Genomic DNA, 18,325 nt, shown 5'->3' with positions numbered 1-18,325 from the left:
GAAGGGGAAAAAAATCAACGAATGATTCCTGTTAAATCTGTTCCCATACTTTTTTGGCAAACTGTTCCAGCGAAGGGTCACGGGCGCCCATGAGTAACAATACAGTGTTGCTGGTAAAATGCTTACGTGCTGTCTCTGTAAAATCATTCCGGTTCTCCACAAAGAATGCGTTACAACCTTTTGATTGTAAATCGTTGATGAGGTCATTGGCCGAAATATCTTTCACTGCTGTGCCGCCGGCATAAAAAATTTCACTCATCCATATTTCATCCTGCGGCCGCAGCACTTTGCTGATCTCTTCCACAAAATCAAGTCGCAAAAATTTGGTTGGACCATAGCCATGCGGCTGAAACCAGGCAATCACTTTTTCAGCCATGGGTTGGCAGGCCTGGATACTGGCCGCACATTTAGCCGGGTTATGGGCATAATCATCAATGAGCCATACACCGTTCTTTTGCCCAAATACCTGGTGCCTGCGGTAAATGCCTTCGTAATGTTGCAATGCTTCTGCTGCAATGGTTAAGGGAACACCGATAAGATGACAAACAGTGGCTGCTGCCAGTGCATTTTCCATACTGTGTTTGCCAAGGGCATTAAGAGTGAATGGTGAATGGTTAATAGTGAATGAAATATTCAAGCCCTCTTGTTTAAAATCAGCAGCATGATACGCTGCATTATCTGCTGTATCCACAGAAAAATTATGCTGCGGATTTACTGATAATTTTTTTGCCAGTGCATGCGATTGGTTCACTACAAAAAATTCTTTGGTGTGTTGCTGAAACTGCTCAAACACATCCATGAGTACATCAATTTCTTTATGGTCTTTATCAATATTGAGCAGCAAACCAACTTCAGGTGTGTACAACACAATGCTACCATCACTTTCATCTGCTTCAATCACCAGCCAATCACCACTACCAACTTTGGCATTACCGATTTTGCCTTCTTTTATAATACTTGTTAACCCTGCGCCGCTGATGATGCTGGGCTGCATACCTGCGTGCTGCAGAATATCAAAGATCATGGCACTGGTGGTGCTTTTGCCACTGGTGCCGCCCACAGCAATTGTCTTTTTGCTTTGAGCAATGATGGCTAAGAGTTCTGCACGTTTGATGATGGGAATGTTGAGTTGCCTGGCTTTGATCACTTCTTCCACCGTATCTTCAACGGCCGTTGATACTACCACCAGGTCTGTTTCATTGGTGATACCTTCTCCATTCTGTAAAAAACACAGGATACCTTCTGCTTCCAGTTTTTCTTTGGTTTCATTCGGTTGATCAGGATGGAAATAACGGTCGCTGCCGCTTACCTGTTTACCAATGCCCTGTAAATATTGGGCAATCGCACTCATACCGGTGCCGGCAATACCAATGAAAAAAGGTTTTTGAAAATCGTTGATGGAGGTAATCATAGGAGACAAATGTAGAAGAATTGCTGAATTAGATGAAGGTTGTTTCTCTACCTTTGGCGCAATCACATAAAACGATTGTATGAAATTAATTTCCTACTTAAAAGAAGGTCACGAGCAATTAGCGGTTCTGCTAAATGATACTGTTTATGATATGGATTCACTGCATCCGGAATTACCCAGCAGTATGAATATTTTTTTAAGTTATTGGGAAGATTATTTTCCTGCTGCAAAGGCAGCAATGGCTTCAGTGGAACAGGGAAGATTAGTGCCGAGAAATGTGCAGAACATTGGTGATGTGGAATTGCTGGCGCCTGTACCCATGCCACCCAGTTGCAGGGATGGGTATGCGTTCCGTCAGCATGTGGCAGCGGCAAGAAGAAACCGGAAAGTAGACATGATTCCTGAGTTTGATCAGTACCCCATCTTTTATTTTACCAATCATCATGGTATTGTTGGTCCGGGTGAAGTGCGTTGCATGCCTGATCATTTTGAGAAACTGGATTTTGAACTGGAAGTTGCAATTGTTATCTGTAAGCATGGCCGCAATATCCGTGCACAAGAAGCGGATCAATACATTGGGGGTTTGATGATCATGAATGATCTCAGTGCCCGTCGTTTGCAGATGGAAGAAATGTTGCTGAACCTGGGCCCGGCCAAAGGAAAAGATTTTGCCACAGCGATTGGCCCGTGGTTGGTTACATTGGATGAACTGGAACAATTTGTTGTACCTGCTAAAGAACATCATACAGGATTGAACTGGAATTTGGGTATGAAGTGTTGGGTAAATGGTGTACAGGTGAGTGATGGCAATGTAAAAGATATGGATTGGACCTTTGCTGAAATTATTGAACGTGCTTCTTACGGTGTGGATTTATTTCCCGGTGATGTGATTGGAAGCGGAACAGTTGGAACAGGATGCTTTTTAGAATTGAATGGAACGGGAAAGTTAAATGATGCTAATTATACAGAGCAATGGTTAAAGGAAGGCGATGTGGTGGATATGGAAATTGATGGCTTGGGCAAACTGAGTAATACGATGGTGAGAGAGGAAGATGATTTTTCGATTCTTGCGAAGAAAAAGTTATGAGGTTTTGGCGCAGAGAAAGGAGAGCGCTGAGTTTGCGCAGAGCGTTTAAAATGCAGATATTTAAGTTCACAAGATTCTTCATCTTAAATATCTACGCTTATGTCATTCACAAATCAGCAACTTAATGAAATCGGAGCAGTAATTCTTGACTTCGCCATAACCGTTCACCGTGAACCTGGTTCAGGTTTGTTGGAATCTGCTTATCAACTTGCACTGAAGCATGAACTGGAATTAAGAGGATTACAAGTTAAAGCTAAAGTGCCGGTTGAATTAATGTATAAAGCACAACCTTTAGGGAAAGCCTATGAAATTGATTTGCTTGTTGAAGATGAAGTGATCATTGAAAATAAATCTGTTGAATTGATGAATCCTGTTTATCAATTCCAGGTGATAACTTATCTGAAGCTATCGAATCGAAAACTCGGATACCTGATTAACTTCAATGTTCCTCTTTTAAAAGATGGATTTAAGAGAATTGTATATGATTTTTAAAACTCTGCGGTGAACTCTTGTTTCTCATGTTCTCTGCGCCAAATAAAAATATGATAATTGACTTACAACAACTCAATCCCATGCAAAAACAACAGTGGCTGCAACACGCTGTTGCGCCACGCCCTGTTTGTTTTGCATCCACCATTGATAAACAAGGGAACATCAACCTCAGCCCCTTCAGCTTTTTTAATTTGTTTTCATCCAATCCGCCGGTAGTTGTGTTTTCACCATCAAGAAGGGTAAGAGACAATACCACCAAGCATACTTTACAAAATGTATTGGAAGTTCCGGAAGTAGTCATCAACATCGTTGATTATGATATGGTGCAGCAGGTGAGCCTCAGCAGTTGTGAATTCCCCAAAGAAGTCAATGAGTTTGTCAAAGCCGGTTTTACACAAGAAGCGGCTACTATTGTACGGCCGCCCATGGTAAAAGAAAGTAAAGTGAAGATGGAATGCAAGGTGCTCGAAGTAAAACCACTGGGAGAAGAAGGGGGCGCCGGTAACCTGGTGATTTGTGAAGTGCTGAAGATGCATGTAGATGATGCAATTCTTAATGCAGAAAAAACGATGATTGATCAACGCAAGCTGCATCATATTGCAAGATTGGGGGGTGACTGGTATTGCAAAGTAGATGCAACCAATTTGTTTGCGGTGGAGAAACCAAATGTAAAACTTGGTATCGGTATTGATGCTTTGCCGGAGAGTATCCGTAACAGCAGCATTCTAACGGGAAACAACCTGGGCCAACTTGCTAATGTGCATGAGTATCCCGTTGTTGATAATACCTTTGAAGATGAACAACTCAAAAACATCATCCAGTATTTTTCATTGAATACAGACGAAATGGATAAAGAGCTGCACAAGTATGCGAAAGAGCTGCTGGATGCAGGAAAAGTGAAAGAAGCCTGGCAGGTGCTGTTGGCAGACAGTTAAACAATCTTATCACATTTCTCTCTTAAAAGTAACTTTAGGTATGCTTTACCCCGATGGTTCATTCTTCAGCATTTTTACTTTAGTAAGCCTGCGTTATATACTGCTGGCAGGTCTGGCTTTTCTCATCTGGTACGTACTACGCAAAAAGAAAATTGCTTTTAAAAAGATCCAGCTTCGTTTTCCTCAACTAAAAGATTACCAACGTGAGATATTGTATTCCATCATCACCATGTTCATCTTCAGTATCATTCCCTGGTTGATTTTAGGAAACCCTGAAATTAAAAAGCATACCACCTGGTATACAGATATCAATGAACACGGAAAGTTGTACTTCTGGCTGGCGTTTCCATTAATGCTGGTGATGCATGATACCTACTTTTATTTCACACATCGTCTCATGCATCATCCCAGGTTGTTTAAGTTGTTTCACCTGGTACATCATAAAAGTACCAATCCATCACCCTGGGCAGCTTTTGCCTTTCACCCGCTGGAGGCCGTGGTGGAAATCGGAATCCTTGTAGTTTATTTATTTACAATTCCGGTGATGAAAGCCCATTTGTTTTTCTTCTTCTTGTTTATGATGGTGTACAATGTATACGGGCATTTAGGCTGGGAGCTTTATCCCAAAAATTTCAACCGCACCTGGATTGGAAAATGGGTGAACACTTCCATCAACCATAACCAGCATCATCAATACTTCACCGGTAATTATGGATTGTATTTTTTGTTCTGGGACAGAGTTTTCGGAACACTTCGAAAAGATTATGATGATAAGTATGATGAAGTAATGAACCGTAAAGCGGCGTAGCTATTAGTTCATTTGTTTAATCCATTGACTGATCAATGCAATGCCTTCCTTATGCACCAACTCTCTGCCTACCTCCGGCATAGCAATACCGGGATCGGTTGATTTCATTCGATAGATGAGAATGGATTTATCCGGCTTGCCCGGATGAATATCAAAAGACAGATTGCCTGTGGCTCTTCCTGCAGCCACAGGTGTTTTGTTAATGCCAATTCTTGTAGCATCTGTTTCATGAATGTCTAAAAACAAACCACTGCTGCTGCCGGGTCCGTTTTTATTATGGCAATGACCGCAGTTGATATCAAGGTAAGCTCTTGCACGTTGTTCCAATGTTCCGCTTTGTTCTTTATTCCAAACAGCATTGCCAGGGATTTTTGTTGATGGCAAATCAATCATACCATGTTGTTGCCAGTATTGCAATTGATTTTGTTTGCCAGATGAATAATTATACTCGCTGTTCAAATGTCTTGCTGCGATGCCGATGGGTTGTAAGCCGTTGCTTTGTTTATGACAGCCCATGCATTGTGCCTGTGTGGGTATAATATAGTTGAAAGAAACTTTTTTACCATTCGCATCAATGTACTCCACAGGCGTGACATCGCCGATGGGTTCAAATACAGCTTCTGTTTGCTCTTTGTTCCAGATGTATTGATAGGTAGCCCAGCCATCTGCTTGATGTACAAGCAATCTTGTTTCAAGAATCCTTCTGCCTTTGCTTTCATCTCTGAAATCATTAGGGTAATAAAAGTTTTTGATGAGTACCGTACCTACGGGTAATTCAAAAACAGAATCAGCATTGTAGGTTGCTTTTGTTCCCTTGGGCAATTGAATAAAACGTGCCTTCTCAGCATAACTGCTGAAGAGTGGTGTGTTTAAATCATAAGGTATAATACCATCGTTGGGCTGCAGCAATTTCATTTCGCCTTTGAAGAAATGATATTCACTGAGATTTTCGTGAAATTCAAACGTTGAAGGAGATTGTTTGCTGATGAAAGAATAAGTAAAAATTAATAGAGAGAAAATGAATAATATGGTTAAAAGCTTTTTCATTATTCCATTTAATAAGGCTGCCGTCATTTCGAACAAAGCCATGATTCTATTTGAATTATTTGAGTCTTACGGCGTAGTGAGAAATCTCTAAACATTGAAGCTGCTATATTTAGTTTTACTCTTTGATTATTGAGTTTATAATTCTATAGAGATGTCTCCTTCGTCGACATGACGGCACTCCGATTTCAGTAAGCCCCGTCTGACGCCCTCGTCTGACGGGATAATACTAATTTGACCGCCATCAGACGAAGGCGTCAGATGGCTACTGCTTCACCTCCACCGCTGGCACAGGCTGCAATGTACAATCATGTTTACTTACATCCCTGCTGATGTTTTTAAAATTATGCTCTGCATCAATATTGGCAAAACTTTGATTTTGGTTGTTTCGGATACAGATTTGCCCCGGGTTTTTTGTATCCACAATTCCATCATAAATTATATGCGGAACATTTTTGCCAAACTTCAACTTAAAATGAAACATTTTACCCATTCTTCCTTTCATGGTGGCTTTAGTATGTTTCCGTTCATACACATTATCCTGTACTGAAATATTGGATGGATACGGATAGTAGGAGGAATCTTTAATGGGATTTTCTGAAATATAATAACTCACAATTGCTGTACCCGTAGTTTTATTATTGATGATGCGGTTGCTGAATACTTCTACATGATTGGTAGCCATAATCATTATGCCGGTACCAAGCGGAACCTTTCCCACAATATTTCCTTTGGGTGCAAAGTTTACATGATTGTTATGATGCACATTGTTTCGGAACACACGGACATACCCTCCTTTCTTCTGTACTAAATCAGGTAAATCAAAAATTAAAATACCACCTGTGTTGTTGGTGGCTTCGTTATCAAACACATCTGCATACAAAGAGTTTTCAATTTCAATGCCCGCCACATTTTCATACGCCTTTGAATTTTTTACCACAATATGTTTTGATTGACCCACATAAATACCTGCATCGCTGGCGCCACGGGCTTCACAACTGTCAATGACTACATTGCTGCACTGCACCGGATACAAACCATAACCTCCGTTTTTACTGTGAGCACCTCTTGTCCATTCTGCTTTTACATTAATGAACTTAATGCCATCCACAAATTGTGTTTTAATGGCATCACCTTTTGTATCCTGCACGGTAAGGTTTTGCAGTGTAATATTTTTCCCATTGGTGATTTTAATACCTTCTGCTCCGCTGATTTGATGGACGAAGTTGAGAATGGTTTTTTCTTTGCCTTTACCTCGAATGATGATATTGTTCTTTCCATCGAGCCAGAGTGATGTTTGTACGTTGAAGGTTCCTTCCGGCAGCTCAATCACAGCACCATCTTTGGCGGTGATGAACTGACGCTGCATTTGCTTGATAGGGTCTTCCTGTGCAAGTGTTACATTGAAATAAAGAAAACAAATTATTGTAAAGATGAATTTTAATTGATGAAACAGGAAGCTGTCTATCCCCTCCCGGGAGGGGCGGCGGAGTGTTACAAATAGTAATGACTGTAAGGGGTGGGTTGCTGAATAGAATTCAGATCGTACAAGTGAGTGACACAACGCAAGCATTATAGTAGTATTAAAGCCGGTTACAAAAAAATCTCTTTTGGTAAGTTACAAATTCTTTGCCGCAGTTGCAGAACCTTTATTATCTTCCTTGCCTAAAAATATTGCTATGTCATTTAAAGGAAAAACAGTTTTAATTACCGGTGCATCACGTGGCATTGGGAAAGCGATGGGTTTGAAATTAGCGAAAGAAGGTGCCAATGTAGTGGTAGCGGCTAAAAGTGTGGAAGAAAATCCGAAACTGGGCGGCACTATTTTTTCTGCGGCAGATGAAATGACGGCAGCCGGCGGACAAGGCCTGGCTATTCAGCTTGATATCCGATTTGAAGACCAGATTGCTGCGGCTGTTGAAAAAACAGTAAGCACATTTGGCGGTATTGATATACTCATCAACAATGCATCGGCCATTAATTTAACTCCCACCGAGCAAACAGAACCCAAGCGTTTTGATTTAATGCATGATATTAATGTACGTGGTACTTTTTTTATGACACGTGCCTGTATTCCTTATTTGCGCAAAGGAAACAATCCACATATATTAACCTTATCGCCTCCCGTGAACCTGAAACCGAAATGGCTGGCAGGTCATATTGCTTACACACTCACCAAATACAATATGAGTATGATGACGCTGGGCTGGGCTGAGGAATTAAAGAAAGATGGTATTGCTGCCAATGCGTTGTGGCCACGTACTACGATTGATACTGCAGCTGTACGGAATCTATTAGGCGGTGAAGCATTGGCAAATATGAGCAGGACAGTTGATGTACTGGCTGATGCGGCACATATCATTCTAAGTAAACCATCCAATACCTGCACGGGTAATTTATTTGTGGATGAAGATGTGTTTGCTGCGGAAGGGATTACAGACCTGAGCAACTATAGTGTGGTGCCGGGCGGGAAGTTGTTTACGGATTTGTTTGTGGATTGAAACACTACAAAATAATTATAAAAAAGGCACAGTTAATTAGCTGTGCCTTTTTTTATACCTGAAGTTTTTACCTCAACACCTCCTTCACCACTTCTCTCTCCAATAAATTCTTATAAATAAACATCGCAATTTCATTGGAGCTATGTGCATCTTGTTCTCTCAAGTTTCTCCAGCCATGCCTGCCACCAGGATATACCATAAATTCAAAATGCTTTTTCTTTTCCTGTAACTTTTTCACTAACTGCAAACTGTTTTGCAGGTGCACATTGTCATCCATAGTGCCATGATAAATGCGGAGCAGACCTTTGTACTTGTCTAAGTACGTATAAACTGAAGATGATTTATAACCTTCCGGATTTTCCTGTGGTGTATCCATAAAACGTTCTGTGTAATGGGTATCATACAAACTCCAGTCAGTTACACTGCCGCCTGCTAAACCATGGGTGAAATAATCAGCGCCATAGGTTAATGCATATGCGCTCATATAACCACCATAGCTGAAACCGCTGATGCACACTTTGTTTTTATCAACGCCTGCATTTTCAATCAGCCACTTCACAATCGTAATCCAGTCTTTCATTTCCCAATATCCGAGGTTGCGGTGCATATAGTTCACGCCTTCTTTACCAAAGTGACCGCTGGCACGGTGGTCCATTGCTACCTGTATCAATCCTTCTTTGGCCCACCATTGCTGCTGCATGTTCAGTTGCCATCCGTCATATACGGTGCCAGCATCTGGTCCGCCGTAGATGTTAATCATCAACGGATATTTTTTGTTCTTATCATAATTCAACGGCCAAACAATCCGCAAAGGCAATTCATATTTTCCATCTTCACTCGTAACACGAAGCAGTTGTGTTTTGGCAAGGGTAGTTGTTTCAAATGCTTCACCTGTTGCATTGCCCAATTCTTTAATCACTTTTCCTTTATTGTTCACCAATGCCACAGCATCAGGGGAACCTGTATTGGAGTAAGTTGTAATAAAATACAAACCATTGGGTGAAAGCTGAATGTTGCGGTGTGTGTATTCACCAAAAGTGAGGCGCTGCAAACCGCTGCCATCAAACTTTACTTTGTACAAATCATAACGGGCACTGTTATCTTTCCGGCAGGTGAAATAAACAAGTTGATTTTTTTCATCTACAAGATTGATAGCTGTTACACGATAGTTGCCGCTGGTAATGGTGCTGATGCGTTTGCCGCTCATATCATGCAGGTACAAATGATTCCAGCCTGTTGCATCACTTTGCAGAATGAATTGTTTACCGTTGTTTAAAAAGTAAAAACGGTCATCACCTTCCAGCGTTACCCATGTTTTTTGTTTTTCATCATAGATTTCTTTTTTGCTGCCATCAGCAATATTCATTTCATATACTTTCAGATTGTCTTGAGAGCGTGGCATCCATTGAATCCACAAGGCGCTGCCATCTGCTTTCCAGTACGGCATACCAAAATACTGGTCGTCTTTTGCGTTGAAGTCTGCCCAAACAGTGTTACCACCATCGGCATTCACTACACCCACTTTTACCTCAGGATTTTTATCGCCTGCTTTGGGATAACGTGTCTGCTCAATAAAACCATGCTGACCTTCCTCACTGTAAATGGGAAACATTGGCACCATACTTTCATCCATACGCATGTAAGCAATCTTCTTGCTATCGGGGCTCCACCAATAGGATTTGTAACGGGTGGCACGGCCCAGGATTTCTTCATAGTACACCCAGCTTGCAAAACCGTTGAGAATAACATCCGTACCATCAAACGTTAACTGTGTTTCTTTTTTGGTGCTGAGGTTAATGGTGAAAAGATTATTGTTGCGGGTAAAAGCTACATATTGTCCATCTGGTGAAAGTGTTGGATTTTTTTCAATGTCTTTGTTATTGGTGAGTTGTGTTTCATCTGTTGCTGTTTTGAGATATAGGTCATTTCCTTTTTGTATTATTTCAGGTACCGAAGGTTTTATTTTAGGTGGTAAATGTTGAATATCAACTTCTGTTATCTTTCCCGATTTACAATCTATCATAGAATTTTTGCCGTCAATTTCCATAATCAGCCCATTGTCACCTACCCATGTAATAAACTTAGGCAGAGGTTTGGTTACTTTATGCGGTGCTCCTTTGAGCATTTGCTCAGTTGTGAGGTACGTAGTTTGGGCAAAAGAAAAAACAGAAATAAACAGGAATACTGCAAGCAAACATTTTCTCATGGTTCATGAATTTTTGAGGCGTGAAGATAAATGATTTGAAAAAAGCGTAAGCCTTAATTGTATGAGTGGAACTAAAAAACCGCAGCCTTTCAACTGCGGTTCCTTTATCATCTATATGAACTATGTTAACTTACTCCTCCACCCGTTCCGGCCGCATCATCGGAAACAACAACACGTCTTGAATAGAAGGCTGGTTCGTCATCAACATGCACAACCTGTCAATACCAATTCCAATTCCACTTGTTGGTGGCATACCATATTCCAATGCACGCAGAAAATCATAATCAATAAACATGGCTTCGTCATCACCACGCTCTTTCAACTTTACCTGGTCTTCAAAACGTTCACGCTGATCAAGCGGATCATTCAACTCACTGTAAGCATTGGCCACTTCTTTACCATTAATCATCAGTTCAAAACGTTCTACCAATCCGGGTTTGCTGCGGTGCTTCTTGGTAAGCGGACTCATTTCCACAGGGTAATCAATAATGAAAGTTGGTTGTATGTATTTCGGCTCAGATGTAGCACCAAAAATCTCATCAATCAACTTGGCTTTGCCCATGGTATTATCAACGCCTATCTTCAATTGCTTACAGGTTTCTCTCAATTGTTCTTCATTCATCTCACTCACATCAATACCTGTATTTTCTTTAATGGCATCAAAGATGGAAATGCGTTTGAACGGTGTTTTAAAGCTGATGGTTTTATCACCTACAGGTACATCCGTTGTTCCATGTAAAGCAATGGCCACACGCTCCAGCAGATTTTCTGTAACATTCATCATCCAGAAATAATCTTTATAGGCAGTGTACCATTCTAAAATCGTAAACTCAGGGTTATGTGTGCGATCCATTCCTTCATTACGGAAGTTGCGGCTGAACTCATACACCCAATCAAAACCACCTACAATCAAACGTTTTAAATACAATTCATTGGCAATACGCATATACATGGGTACATCCAATGCATTATGATGTGTAATAAACGGCCGGGCTGTAGCACCACCGGGGATGGTTTGCAATACAGGTGTATCCACTTCCAGCGCTCCGTGTTCATTCAAATATTCACGAATGGTGTTCACCATCAACGTGCGTTTTACAAACGTATCTTTTACCTGCGGGTTGATGATTAAATCAGCATAACGTTGACGATACTTGAACTCAGGGTCAGTTACCGCATCAAAGGTTTGTCCTTCTGCTTCTTTTACAACAGGCAACGGCTTTAATGATTTGGTCAGAACCGTAAGCTCTTTTACATGCAAACTGGTTTCACCTGTTTTTGTAGTAAATACATAACCTTTCACACCAATGATATCACCAATATCTAATAACTTCTTAAATACCACATCATACAACGTTTTGTCTTCACCGGGAGCCACATCATCACGCTTTACATAAATCTGCAGGCGGCCATGACTGTCCTGCAACACAGCAAAACAAGCCTTACCCATATCACGGATGCTCATGATGCGGCCTGCAATACATACATCAGCATACTGATCTTTTGTATGTTCATTAAAACCACTTTTAATGGCAGTGGAGTAATGGGTAACGGGGTAGAGTGGTGCCGGGTAGGCATCAATCCCCAGTTTGTTCAGCTCGGCCAGTTTCTCTCTCCGGATCAGTTCCTGTTCTGATAAATGTGTACTCATGTTCAGTTAACGCTTTAAAGGCTGCAAAGGTACGGGCACAGGGGCTATGGGCAAAGTTGTAAATATTGGCATGGTTTTATGCAACTATATTCCGTGTAACTTCGTTTATCAACTTAAATTTTATCTATGAAGCGTATCTTACTTTTAACCGGTATTGTATTAATGATTTCTTCCTGCGAGGTAATGAGCCAGTTGCCCAAACTCCCCGGCGGAAATGGTGTAACTGAAACAGAAGCAGGGCAGGGAATTAAAGAAGCCCTGGGACAGGGTTTAACACGTGCTGTTTCCTTTTTGAATAAAACGGATGGTTTTTTTGGCAGTGAATTTTACAAAATCCTTCTCCCACCGGAAGCACAGAAAGTAGAGAACACCATGCGCCGCATTGGTCTGGGTAAACAGGTTGACCGTGCTGTTTTACAAATTAACCGTGGCGCCGAAGATGCAGTGGGCTTTGCTGCTCCCATTTTTGTGAATGCTATTAAAGAGATGACAATTGCAGATGCAATCAATATCATCAAAGGACCGAAAGATGGCGCCACCAATTACTTTAAGCAAAAAACAACAGCCGCTTTGATCCAGGCATTTACACCGGTTGTAAAAAACAGCCTGGATAAAGTAGAAGCTACCAAATACTATGGTGATCTGATGAATGCTTACAATAATTTCCCCACAACCCGTAACAAAGTAAATCCTGATTTAACAAGCTATGTAGTGGGAAAGGCAGTGGATGCTTTGTTTGATCAGATTGCGAAAGAAGAGATGGAAATACGGGCGAACCCGGTAAAACGAACCACTGATTTGATGAAGAAAGTATTTGGTGCTGTGTGGAATTAATTTTCATTAACACATTTATAAAAAGGGAGATGCAGAATGCATCTCCCTTTCTGTTTATGAAAACCGGCTGTGTTTAGTATTCAGGCAGACGGGGTTTTGTACCAAATGCATCGTCAATTTTCTGCATGATTTCTTCCGTTAAAAGTGGTAATACTTCCAGGGCTTTTAAGTTTTCAAACAACTGCTCTTTTTTAGTAGCGCCGAGGATAGCAGTAGATACATTGGGGTTTTTAATACACCATGCAATACTTAAAGCGGCCATGCTTACACCCAGTTCATCAGCAATTTTTTGATAAGCACGAACACGGTTGATCTTTTCCTCAACCAGCGCTCTGTCTTTAAGCCACTCAAAACCGGGGATCGCCAAACGTGTTCCTTCAGGAATACCATCATTATATTTACCGGTGAGTAAGCCACTTGCCAGCGGACTCCAGATGGTTGTACCCAAGCCCACATTCTTAAAAACTTCCAGGTATTCATTTTCCAGTTTATGCCGGTTAAATAAGTTGTACTCCGGTTGCTCCATAGTAGGGCCGATTAAACGATAAGCTTGTGCCACCCTGTGTGCTTCCATCAACTCTACTCCGCTCCACTCACTGGTGCCCCAGTATAAAATTTTTCCCTGTTGAATGAGCGTGTTCATGGTAAACACCACTTCTTCAATGGGAGTGTTTTTATCGGGCCGGTGGCAGAAATACAGGTCTAAATAATCAACCTGTAAACGTTGTAATGCTTCATGACAGGCCTCTGTTAAATGCTTTCGGCTTAAACCGGTTTGATTGGGTTTGTTTTCTTTTCCTCTCCATCCAAAAAAAGCTTTGGAGGAAACAGTGTAAGAAGTGCGGTCCCAGTTTTTCTTTTTGAGCACACGCCCCATCATTTCTTCACTCTTGCCCAGTGCATAAACTTCTGCGTTATCAAAAAAGTTAACACCATTGTCGTAAGCAATACCCATGAGTTCATCAGCAATACTGTCGTCAATCTGTTTGTGAAAGCTTACCCAGCTGCCAAAAGAAAGTACGCTGAGCTGTAATCCTGATCTTCCGAGTCTTCTGTATTCCATAAAGTGGTTTTTTATTTATTGAGATTATTAGAGTAAGAAAAGAGTAAAACAACTAATATCAAGGAAGGGACGGTTGTGCGTGAAATCATCCGGGCAACTCAATCTTAATTACCGGCAAACTTTGAATCACCCACCAGCAATACTCCTTTTACAGAATCAATCCTGAAGTTCTTGAGTTGTTCGTCGCTCTCAAATCCTTTTCCAAAAATGGTTTTTGTTTTTTGCCGGATTTCAACATCTGAGTTAGTAAAAAGTTTATGAAGCGTTTGCTCCCAGAAAAGTTCTTTGGTAATAAGCGTATCACCATTGAGGCGTATCACCACCACACTGTCATTTAAAATCACCCGGTTTTGCTGTTCATAGTAATAACCTCGTTTGGCATCTAAGTAGCTTTCCATCACCAGGCTGTCATTATAAAAATCCACATGCAGTGTACGGGGAAACTCCACACGGGGCACACTGTCATAGTAACGAAGCATGTAAGGAGCTTTGAGTTTGGCTTTTACTTTTCCCGCCTGGCTGAAAAAACTTTCAACCGTCTGCACTTCATCAACGGTGAGTTTTTTGCGTTGCAGATCCTGTATCTGGTTATAATCATTTTCGCAGGCAGTAAAGCCTGTAAACAGCAGCAATAAAAACCCAAGCTGAAGCCTGTTAATCATATTTGCGTTTAATGAACCAAACATCACTTAATGAAAATCCTAAAGAGAGGCGGAAGTAGTTTTCACGAAGCACACCATCCTTATTGCCACGCTGACCAAACTCAATGGCGGCATTTACAATATTGCTGCGGTTGATTTCAGCGTAAGAATATTTACGGATAGGTAAGCCGATGCCGAAGGTAATTCCATAGCTGTTTAAAGAACTGCCGGCAAAAGTGTAAGGCTCCAGTCCGTAATGAAAACCGGCACGATATAATACACTGCTCCAGTAACTTTTGCGTTTAATATCTCCGCTGAAGTTAGGCAGGAACTGAGCACCTGCTTTTACCTGCCAGGCATTCTGCAATGCATCTGCTGTTTCAAAATAGCGGTAATTAGCCCAGTTAAACTGTGTGTAGTCGAGTGCAATCATCAGTTTGCTGTCGCCCTGTACATCATACACTAATCCTGCACCAAAATAGGAGGGATACTCAATGCTGCCTTTGATGTTCTTTTTTTCGTAAATAGAATCCACCTGGCGAATCACTCCATCAGACCCTGCTGCAAAATAGGTTTCTACCTTTTCATCACGGGTTACATTCATACGGCCCTGCATACTGCCGTAAGCACCCAGTGTTATACTGCTTTTCTTATTAAGCGGAATGCGGTATTGCAATCCCAGCTCCAGGAAAGCTGATCCGAAGTTGTTACGTACCTCTCTTTGCCCGGGAGTATAACGGTCGCCCACGGTATCATTTAAAATAGAAACACGGGTAGTGTAATCTTTAGAACCAAATCGGTAGCCGCCATTTACCCCGATGCTGAGGTTTTTAAACCCAATGCCCGTACCGGCAAAAGCCTGGTAGGTACCGCCATTGCCTTCGTACTGGGTAAGTACACTATCACCTGCACTAATACGGGTACCGCTGATGATTTTATAGCTCACTTTGGTTATGGGTCTTAAACCAAATACAAGACCCCAGTTCATCTTTGATTTTTGGGGTTTGATTTGAAAACCCGCCGCCATATAGGGGATATAAGCATTGGCGGAGGTATAACTGCTGCCCAGGTTGTTACGGAGGGTGCGGTTGTTAATATCCAGGCCAATATCAAAAATGGCCCTTTGCGGACCAAAATTGCTGTAAGAAGCCGGGTTAATAAAGTTGATGGTTTGAAAATCACCATACGCCGCTGCAGCACCACCCATACCACGGTTGGTAATGTTAGAGGCAGGTACAATATCGCCCAAACCATAGCGGCTCCAGGGACTGTTGTCCTGTGCGGATGTATTAAAACTGAGAATTGTAAGCAGAAGTAAACTACCAATTACACGACTACCTGTTGTACACGCTGATTGCATAAAGACCTTTAAAAATTAGTTGAGGGTCTGCAAATATCTGGTTTTTGAGCAATGGGGCAAAATGAGGCGTATCCCCCCCGGTTAACAGCACGTTAAAGTTCCCGAACTTCTCCCTGTAAGCATCAATGATACCATCAATTTCTTTGGCCATACCCCAGGCAGCTCCGCTGAGCAGATTGGTCTTTGTATCATAGCCGATAAGTGGAAAATTCCATTCCATATTCACAAGCGGAAGTTTGGCCGTAAGGGCATGCATACTCTGCAGCCGCATTTGCAAACCCGGTGAAATACTACCCCCCAGGAATTGATTTTTTACATTGATGAAGTTGTAGGTAATACAGGTACCCAATGCAATGGCTAAGTTATTGCTGTTGGGAAAAAGGTAAGTGGCGGCTGCACATAGCGCCAGCCTGTCTGCACCGATTGTTTCAGGTTTGCCAACAGGGGTGGTAAAAGGTAGTTGGGTATGATGGCTGAGCTTATGAAAATGCGAATGTTCTTTCAATACATCTTCCACCGTGGGCTGATGGTTCACTACAGATGAAAGAATGGTGTAAGATGGTTTGAATTGCTGCAACAGTTCTTTGATGGTATCATGGCTATCATCAACTAATACAACTATTTCCTGCAATTGATCTCCATGAAATACAGCCGCTTTGTAACGGGTATTGCCAAAATCAAAACAAATGGTGATGGACATGTGTGCAAGTTATACCAAAATTAAAAAAGCATATGGCCCAAAAAACACTGCAAAATTTGAGAAACGTATATCGCCTTAAATAAAGTTTTGGACTATTTAGTGAAAAAAAGCGGTATTAATTCTTTACTCACCAAACTGAAATCCGCTTAAGTTTTTAAAATGTCCGTTGAGCTTTACTTTTTCTTTGAGGGCTTCCATTTCGGCAAGCAGCGGTACTACTTTATTCAAATGCCGTTTTAAATATTCCTGCCGGTGCAGTTCTCTGAATAGGCCCAGCAGTTCGTATTCTTCCTGCAAATTCAAACCCATATGATGGGCTACATCAAAAGCAGTTAATTCATCTTCTGTTATTTTAAAATCTTTGGTTACCTCCAGCAGTTTGTGTAGTTCTTTAATACCACTCACCACTTTTTGCATGAGCGTTCTGCTGCCATCATTCACATCATCCGGGTAAGAGACAATAGCACCGCTGTAAAGTTTATCCGGAATTTCTTTGATCAACTCCAGCGTACGGAACACTTTAATACCACGGGTGCTGATGTCCATCTTACCATCTTCATACACTTTCCTGATTTCTTTTATTTCTACCAATGTGCCCAGCTCCTGTACATTATTTTCAATAACAGAAGGGATACCAAATGGCTTCTGCTGCTCTGCACATTCACGGATGAGCTGTTTATATCTTTGTTCAAAAATGTGCAGGTTCAGCTGCTCGCCCGGAAACACAACAATGGATAACGGAAAAATGGGAATAAAATTGGTCATTGCTTTTTTGCTTTCAGCTCTTGTAACGTATGGTATTTCAGGTAGGTGTACCAGGCATTCATTCTGGCCACCTGCCATCCTGCTTTTCCATCAAGAAAGCCAAGTTTAAAAATATAATTCTTGATAAAGTTAAACAGCGATGAGGTGTATTGTTTGTACCAGCCTCCTGTTTTGCCCTGCTCAAAATATTTTTCACCACCACGCAGACCGTATTGTTTCATCTTTTGTTCAAACTCAGCCATATTACGCATGGTTTTGTGCTCTATGAAACCCGGCAGTTGTGTAATGATAAAACTGTTGTCGTAGATCAGTTGCTCATGTACAGGTGCTTCATTCCATTGAACCTGCTTACGGTTAAAAAGACGTATATGGAAATCTTTTCCCCACTCACCAAAACGAATCCATTGATCACCCAGAAAGGATTTGAACTGCATGCGGAACAGTTCCTTTTCATTTTCTAAAGACAAGTCCCGAATGGCTTGCTGCAATCTGAGATCAGGAATTTCATCTGCATCTAACTGAAGGATCCAGTTATGCAGTGCATGTGTGTTGGCTTTGTTTTTTGTGGGTCCAAAACCAAGCCAGGCCTCCTGTACTACTCTTGCACCTGCTGCTTTGGATACTGCTATGGTATCATCCGTGCTTCCGGTATCACATACCACCACATCATCGGATATCTGCAAAGCAGCACGGATGGTTTGAGGTACTATGTGCGCCTCATTTTTAACCATCATCACAACAGAAATTTTTTGCATGCAGGATTGTTTCAAAAAATAAAGATACCATCAAAGCCCTTTTAAAAAACAAAGTGTTGCTGCTGCTTTGCT

The 18,325-nt window shown here is 41.4% G+C and carries 17 protein-coding genes; 6 read left to right on the top strand and 11 right to left on the bottom strand.

What is annotated here, in order from left to right:
* Window positions 1-31 precede the first annotated feature (31 nt).
* A complete protein-coding gene (gene murC / locus PDL71_RS00610; protein WP_407524091.1) occupies window positions 32-1,411 on the bottom strand; it encodes a UDP-N-acetylmuramate--L-alanine ligase in 1,380 nt (459 codons plus the stop codon).
* Between the two features lie 79 nt (window positions 1,412-1,490).
* Here murC and PDL71_RS00605 point away from each other — a divergent pair, with 79 nt between their 5' ends.
* The 4 genes from PDL71_RS00605 (at window position 1,491) to PDL71_RS00590 (ending at window position 4,733) form a co-directional block, all read left to right on the top strand.
* Entirely contained in the window at window positions 1,491-2,498 is a 1,008-nt protein-coding gene (locus PDL71_RS00605) for a fumarylacetoacetate hydrolase family protein (protein ID WP_407524089.1), read from the top strand.
* A 99-nt stretch (window positions 2,499-2,597) separates the two neighbouring features.
* Window positions 2,598-2,990, top strand: coding sequence for a GxxExxY protein (locus PDL71_RS00600; RefSeq protein WP_407524087.1), 393 nt, complete (start codon window positions 2,598-2,600; stop codon window positions 2,988-2,990).
* A gap of 80 nt (window positions 2,991-3,070) precedes the next feature.
* On the top strand, window positions 3,071-3,925 hold the full coding sequence (locus PDL71_RS00595; RefSeq protein WP_407524085.1) for a flavin reductase family protein: 855 nt from the start codon (window positions 3,071-3,073) through the stop codon (window positions 3,923-3,925).
* Between the two features lie 40 nt (window positions 3,926-3,965).
* Complete coding sequence (locus PDL71_RS00590) at window positions 3,966-4,733, top strand: sterol desaturase family protein (RefSeq protein ID WP_407524083.1); 768 nt, start codon at window positions 3,966-3,968, stop codon at window positions 4,731-4,733.
* A gap of 3 nt (window positions 4,734-4,736) precedes the next feature.
* Here the strand turns inward: PDL71_RS00590 and PDL71_RS00585 are convergent, their stop codons facing one another.
* Entirely contained in the window at window positions 4,737-5,780 is a 1,044-nt protein-coding gene (locus PDL71_RS00585; protein WP_407524081.1) for an SO2930 family diheme c-type cytochrome, read from the bottom strand.
* A gap of 262 nt (window positions 5,781-6,042) precedes the next feature.
* Window positions 6,043-7,350, bottom strand: coding sequence for a parallel beta-helix domain-containing protein (locus PDL71_RS00580; protein WP_407524079.1), 1,308 nt, complete (start codon window positions 7,348-7,350; stop codon window positions 6,043-6,045).
* Window positions 7,351-7,456: 106 nt separating this feature from the next.
* Here PDL71_RS00580 and PDL71_RS00575 point away from each other — a divergent pair, with 106 nt between their 5' ends.
* A complete protein-coding gene (locus PDL71_RS00575) occupies window positions 7,457-8,278 on the top strand; it encodes an SDR family oxidoreductase (protein ID WP_407524077.1) in 822 nt (273 codons plus the stop codon).
* A gap of 67 nt (window positions 8,279-8,345) precedes the next feature.
* On the opposite strand, the gene PDL71_RS00570 is transcribed toward PDL71_RS00575, so the two are convergent.
* Complete coding sequence (locus tag PDL71_RS00570) at window positions 8,346-10,484, bottom strand: S9 family peptidase (protein WP_407524075.1); 2,139 nt, start codon at window positions 10,482-10,484, stop codon at window positions 8,346-8,348.
* A 130-nt stretch (window positions 10,485-10,614) separates the two neighbouring features.
* A complete protein-coding gene (gene lysS / locus PDL71_RS00565; protein WP_407524073.1) occupies window positions 10,615-12,135 on the bottom strand; it encodes a lysine--tRNA ligase in 1,521 nt (506 codons plus the stop codon).
* Between the two features lie 126 nt (window positions 12,136-12,261).
* Here lysS and PDL71_RS00560 point away from each other — a divergent pair, with 126 nt between their 5' ends.
* Window positions 12,262-12,969: a DUF4197 domain-containing protein gene (locus PDL71_RS00560; protein WP_407524071.1), complete on the top strand. Its 708-nt coding sequence runs from the start codon at window positions 12,262-12,264 to the stop codon at window positions 12,967-12,969.
* A gap of 73 nt (window positions 12,970-13,042) precedes the next feature.
* Here PDL71_RS00560 and PDL71_RS00555 read toward each other — a convergent pair whose 3' ends face one another.
* The 6 genes from PDL71_RS00555 to PDL71_RS00530 form a co-directional block, all read right to left on the bottom strand.
* The gene (locus PDL71_RS00555; protein WP_407524069.1) at window positions 13,043-14,032 is read right to left on the bottom strand and encodes a potassium channel beta subunit family protein; all 990 of its coding nucleotides are present in this window, start codon (window positions 14,030-14,032) and stop codon (window positions 13,043-13,045) included.
* Between the two features lie 104 nt (window positions 14,033-14,136).
* Window positions 14,137-14,694, bottom strand: coding sequence for an LPS export ABC transporter periplasmic protein LptC (gene lptC, locus PDL71_RS00550; protein ID WP_407524067.1), 558 nt, complete (start codon window positions 14,692-14,694; stop codon window positions 14,137-14,139).
* Complete coding sequence (locus PDL71_RS00545; protein ID WP_407524065.1) at window positions 14,687-16,033, bottom strand: hypothetical protein; 1,347 nt, start codon at window positions 16,031-16,033, stop codon at window positions 14,687-14,689. Before PDL71_RS00545 ends, lptC begins: the two co-directional genes overlap by 8 nt.
* Window positions 16,008-16,733: a type III pantothenate kinase gene (locus tag PDL71_RS00540; protein ID WP_407524063.1), complete on the bottom strand. Its 726-nt coding sequence runs from the start codon at window positions 16,731-16,733 to the stop codon at window positions 16,008-16,010. The genes PDL71_RS00545 and PDL71_RS00540 overlap by 26 nt, the downstream gene beginning before the upstream one ends.
* 123 nt (window positions 16,734-16,856) lie before the next feature.
* A complete protein-coding gene (locus PDL71_RS00535; RefSeq protein WP_407524061.1) occupies window positions 16,857-17,498 on the bottom strand; it encodes an LON peptidase substrate-binding domain-containing protein in 642 nt (213 codons plus the stop codon).
* On the bottom strand, window positions 17,495-18,253 hold the full coding sequence (locus PDL71_RS00530; protein ID WP_407524059.1) for a glycosyltransferase family 2 protein: 759 nt from the start codon (window positions 18,251-18,253) through the stop codon (window positions 17,495-17,497). The genes PDL71_RS00535 and PDL71_RS00530 overlap by 4 nt, the downstream gene beginning before the upstream one ends.
* Window positions 18,254-18,325: the final 72 nt, after the last annotated feature.

The sequence above is a fragment of the Lacibacter sp. MH-610 genome (assembly GCF_045780045.1).
Classification (GTDB): Bacteria; Bacteroidota; Bacteroidia; order Chitinophagales; family Chitinophagaceae; genus Lacibacter.
The sequence above is the reverse complement of the archived record's forward strand: the minus strand, read 5'-3'. Positions and strand labels throughout refer to the sequence as shown.

Bases quoted from the DNA above. Each gene is read 5' to 3' on its own strand.
- lptC (WP_407524067.1), bottom strand. From the start codon at position 14,694: ATGATTAACAGGCTTCAGCTTGGGTTTTTATTGCTGCTGTTTACAGGC.
- lysS (WP_407524073.1), bottom strand. From the start codon at position 12,135: ATGAGTACACATTTATCAGAACAGGAACTGATCCGGAGAGAGAAACTG.
- PDL71_RS00535 (WP_407524061.1), bottom strand. From the start codon at position 17,498: ATGACCAATTTTATTCCCATTTTTCCGTTATCCATTGTTGTGTTTCCG.
- PDL71_RS00590 (WP_407524083.1), top strand. From the start codon at position 3,966: ATGCTTTACCCCGATGGTTCATTCTTCAGCATTTTTACTTTAGTAAGC.
- PDL71_RS00600 (WP_407524087.1), top strand. From the start codon at position 2,598: ATGTCATTCACAAATCAGCAACTTAATGAAATCGGAGCAGTAATTCTT.
- PDL71_RS00555 (WP_407524069.1), bottom strand. From the start codon at position 14,032: ATGGAATACAGAAGACTCGGAAGATCAGGATTACAGCTCAGCGTACTT.
- PDL71_RS00545 (WP_407524065.1), bottom strand. From the start codon at position 16,033: ATGCAATCAGCGTGTACAACAGGTAGTCGTGTAATTGGTAGTTTACTT.
- PDL71_RS00570 (WP_407524075.1), bottom strand. From the start codon at position 10,484: ATGAGAAAATGTTTGCTTGCAGTATTCCTGTTTATTTCTGTTTTTTCT.
- murC (WP_407524091.1), bottom strand. From the start codon at position 1,411: ATGATTACCTCCATCAACGATTTTCAAAAACCTTTTTTCATTGGTATT.
- PDL71_RS00605 (WP_407524089.1), top strand. From the start codon at position 1,491: ATGAAATTAATTTCCTACTTAAAAGAAGGTCACGAGCAATTAGCGGTT.
- PDL71_RS00595 (WP_407524085.1), top strand. From the start codon at position 3,071: ATGCAAAAACAACAGTGGCTGCAACACGCTGTTGCGCCACGCCCTGTT.
- PDL71_RS00530 (WP_407524059.1), bottom strand. From the start codon at position 18,253: ATGCAAAAAATTTCTGTTGTGATGATGGTTAAAAATGAGGCGCACATA.
- PDL71_RS00585 (WP_407524081.1), bottom strand. From the start codon at position 5,780: ATGAAAAAGCTTTTAACCATATTATTCATTTTCTCTCTATTAATTTTT.
- PDL71_RS00580 (WP_407524079.1), bottom strand. From the start codon at position 7,350: ATGCTTGCGTTGTGTCACTCACTTGTACGATCTGAATTCTATTCAGCA.
- PDL71_RS00575 (WP_407524077.1), top strand. From the start codon at position 7,457: ATGTCATTTAAAGGAAAAACAGTTTTAATTACCGGTGCATCACGTGGC.
- PDL71_RS00540 (WP_407524063.1), bottom strand. From the start codon at position 16,733: ATGTCCATCACCATTTGTTTTGATTTTGGCAATACCCGTTACAAAGCG.
- PDL71_RS00560 (WP_407524071.1), top strand. From the start codon at position 12,262: ATGAAGCGTATCTTACTTTTAACCGGTATTGTATTAATGATTTCTTCC.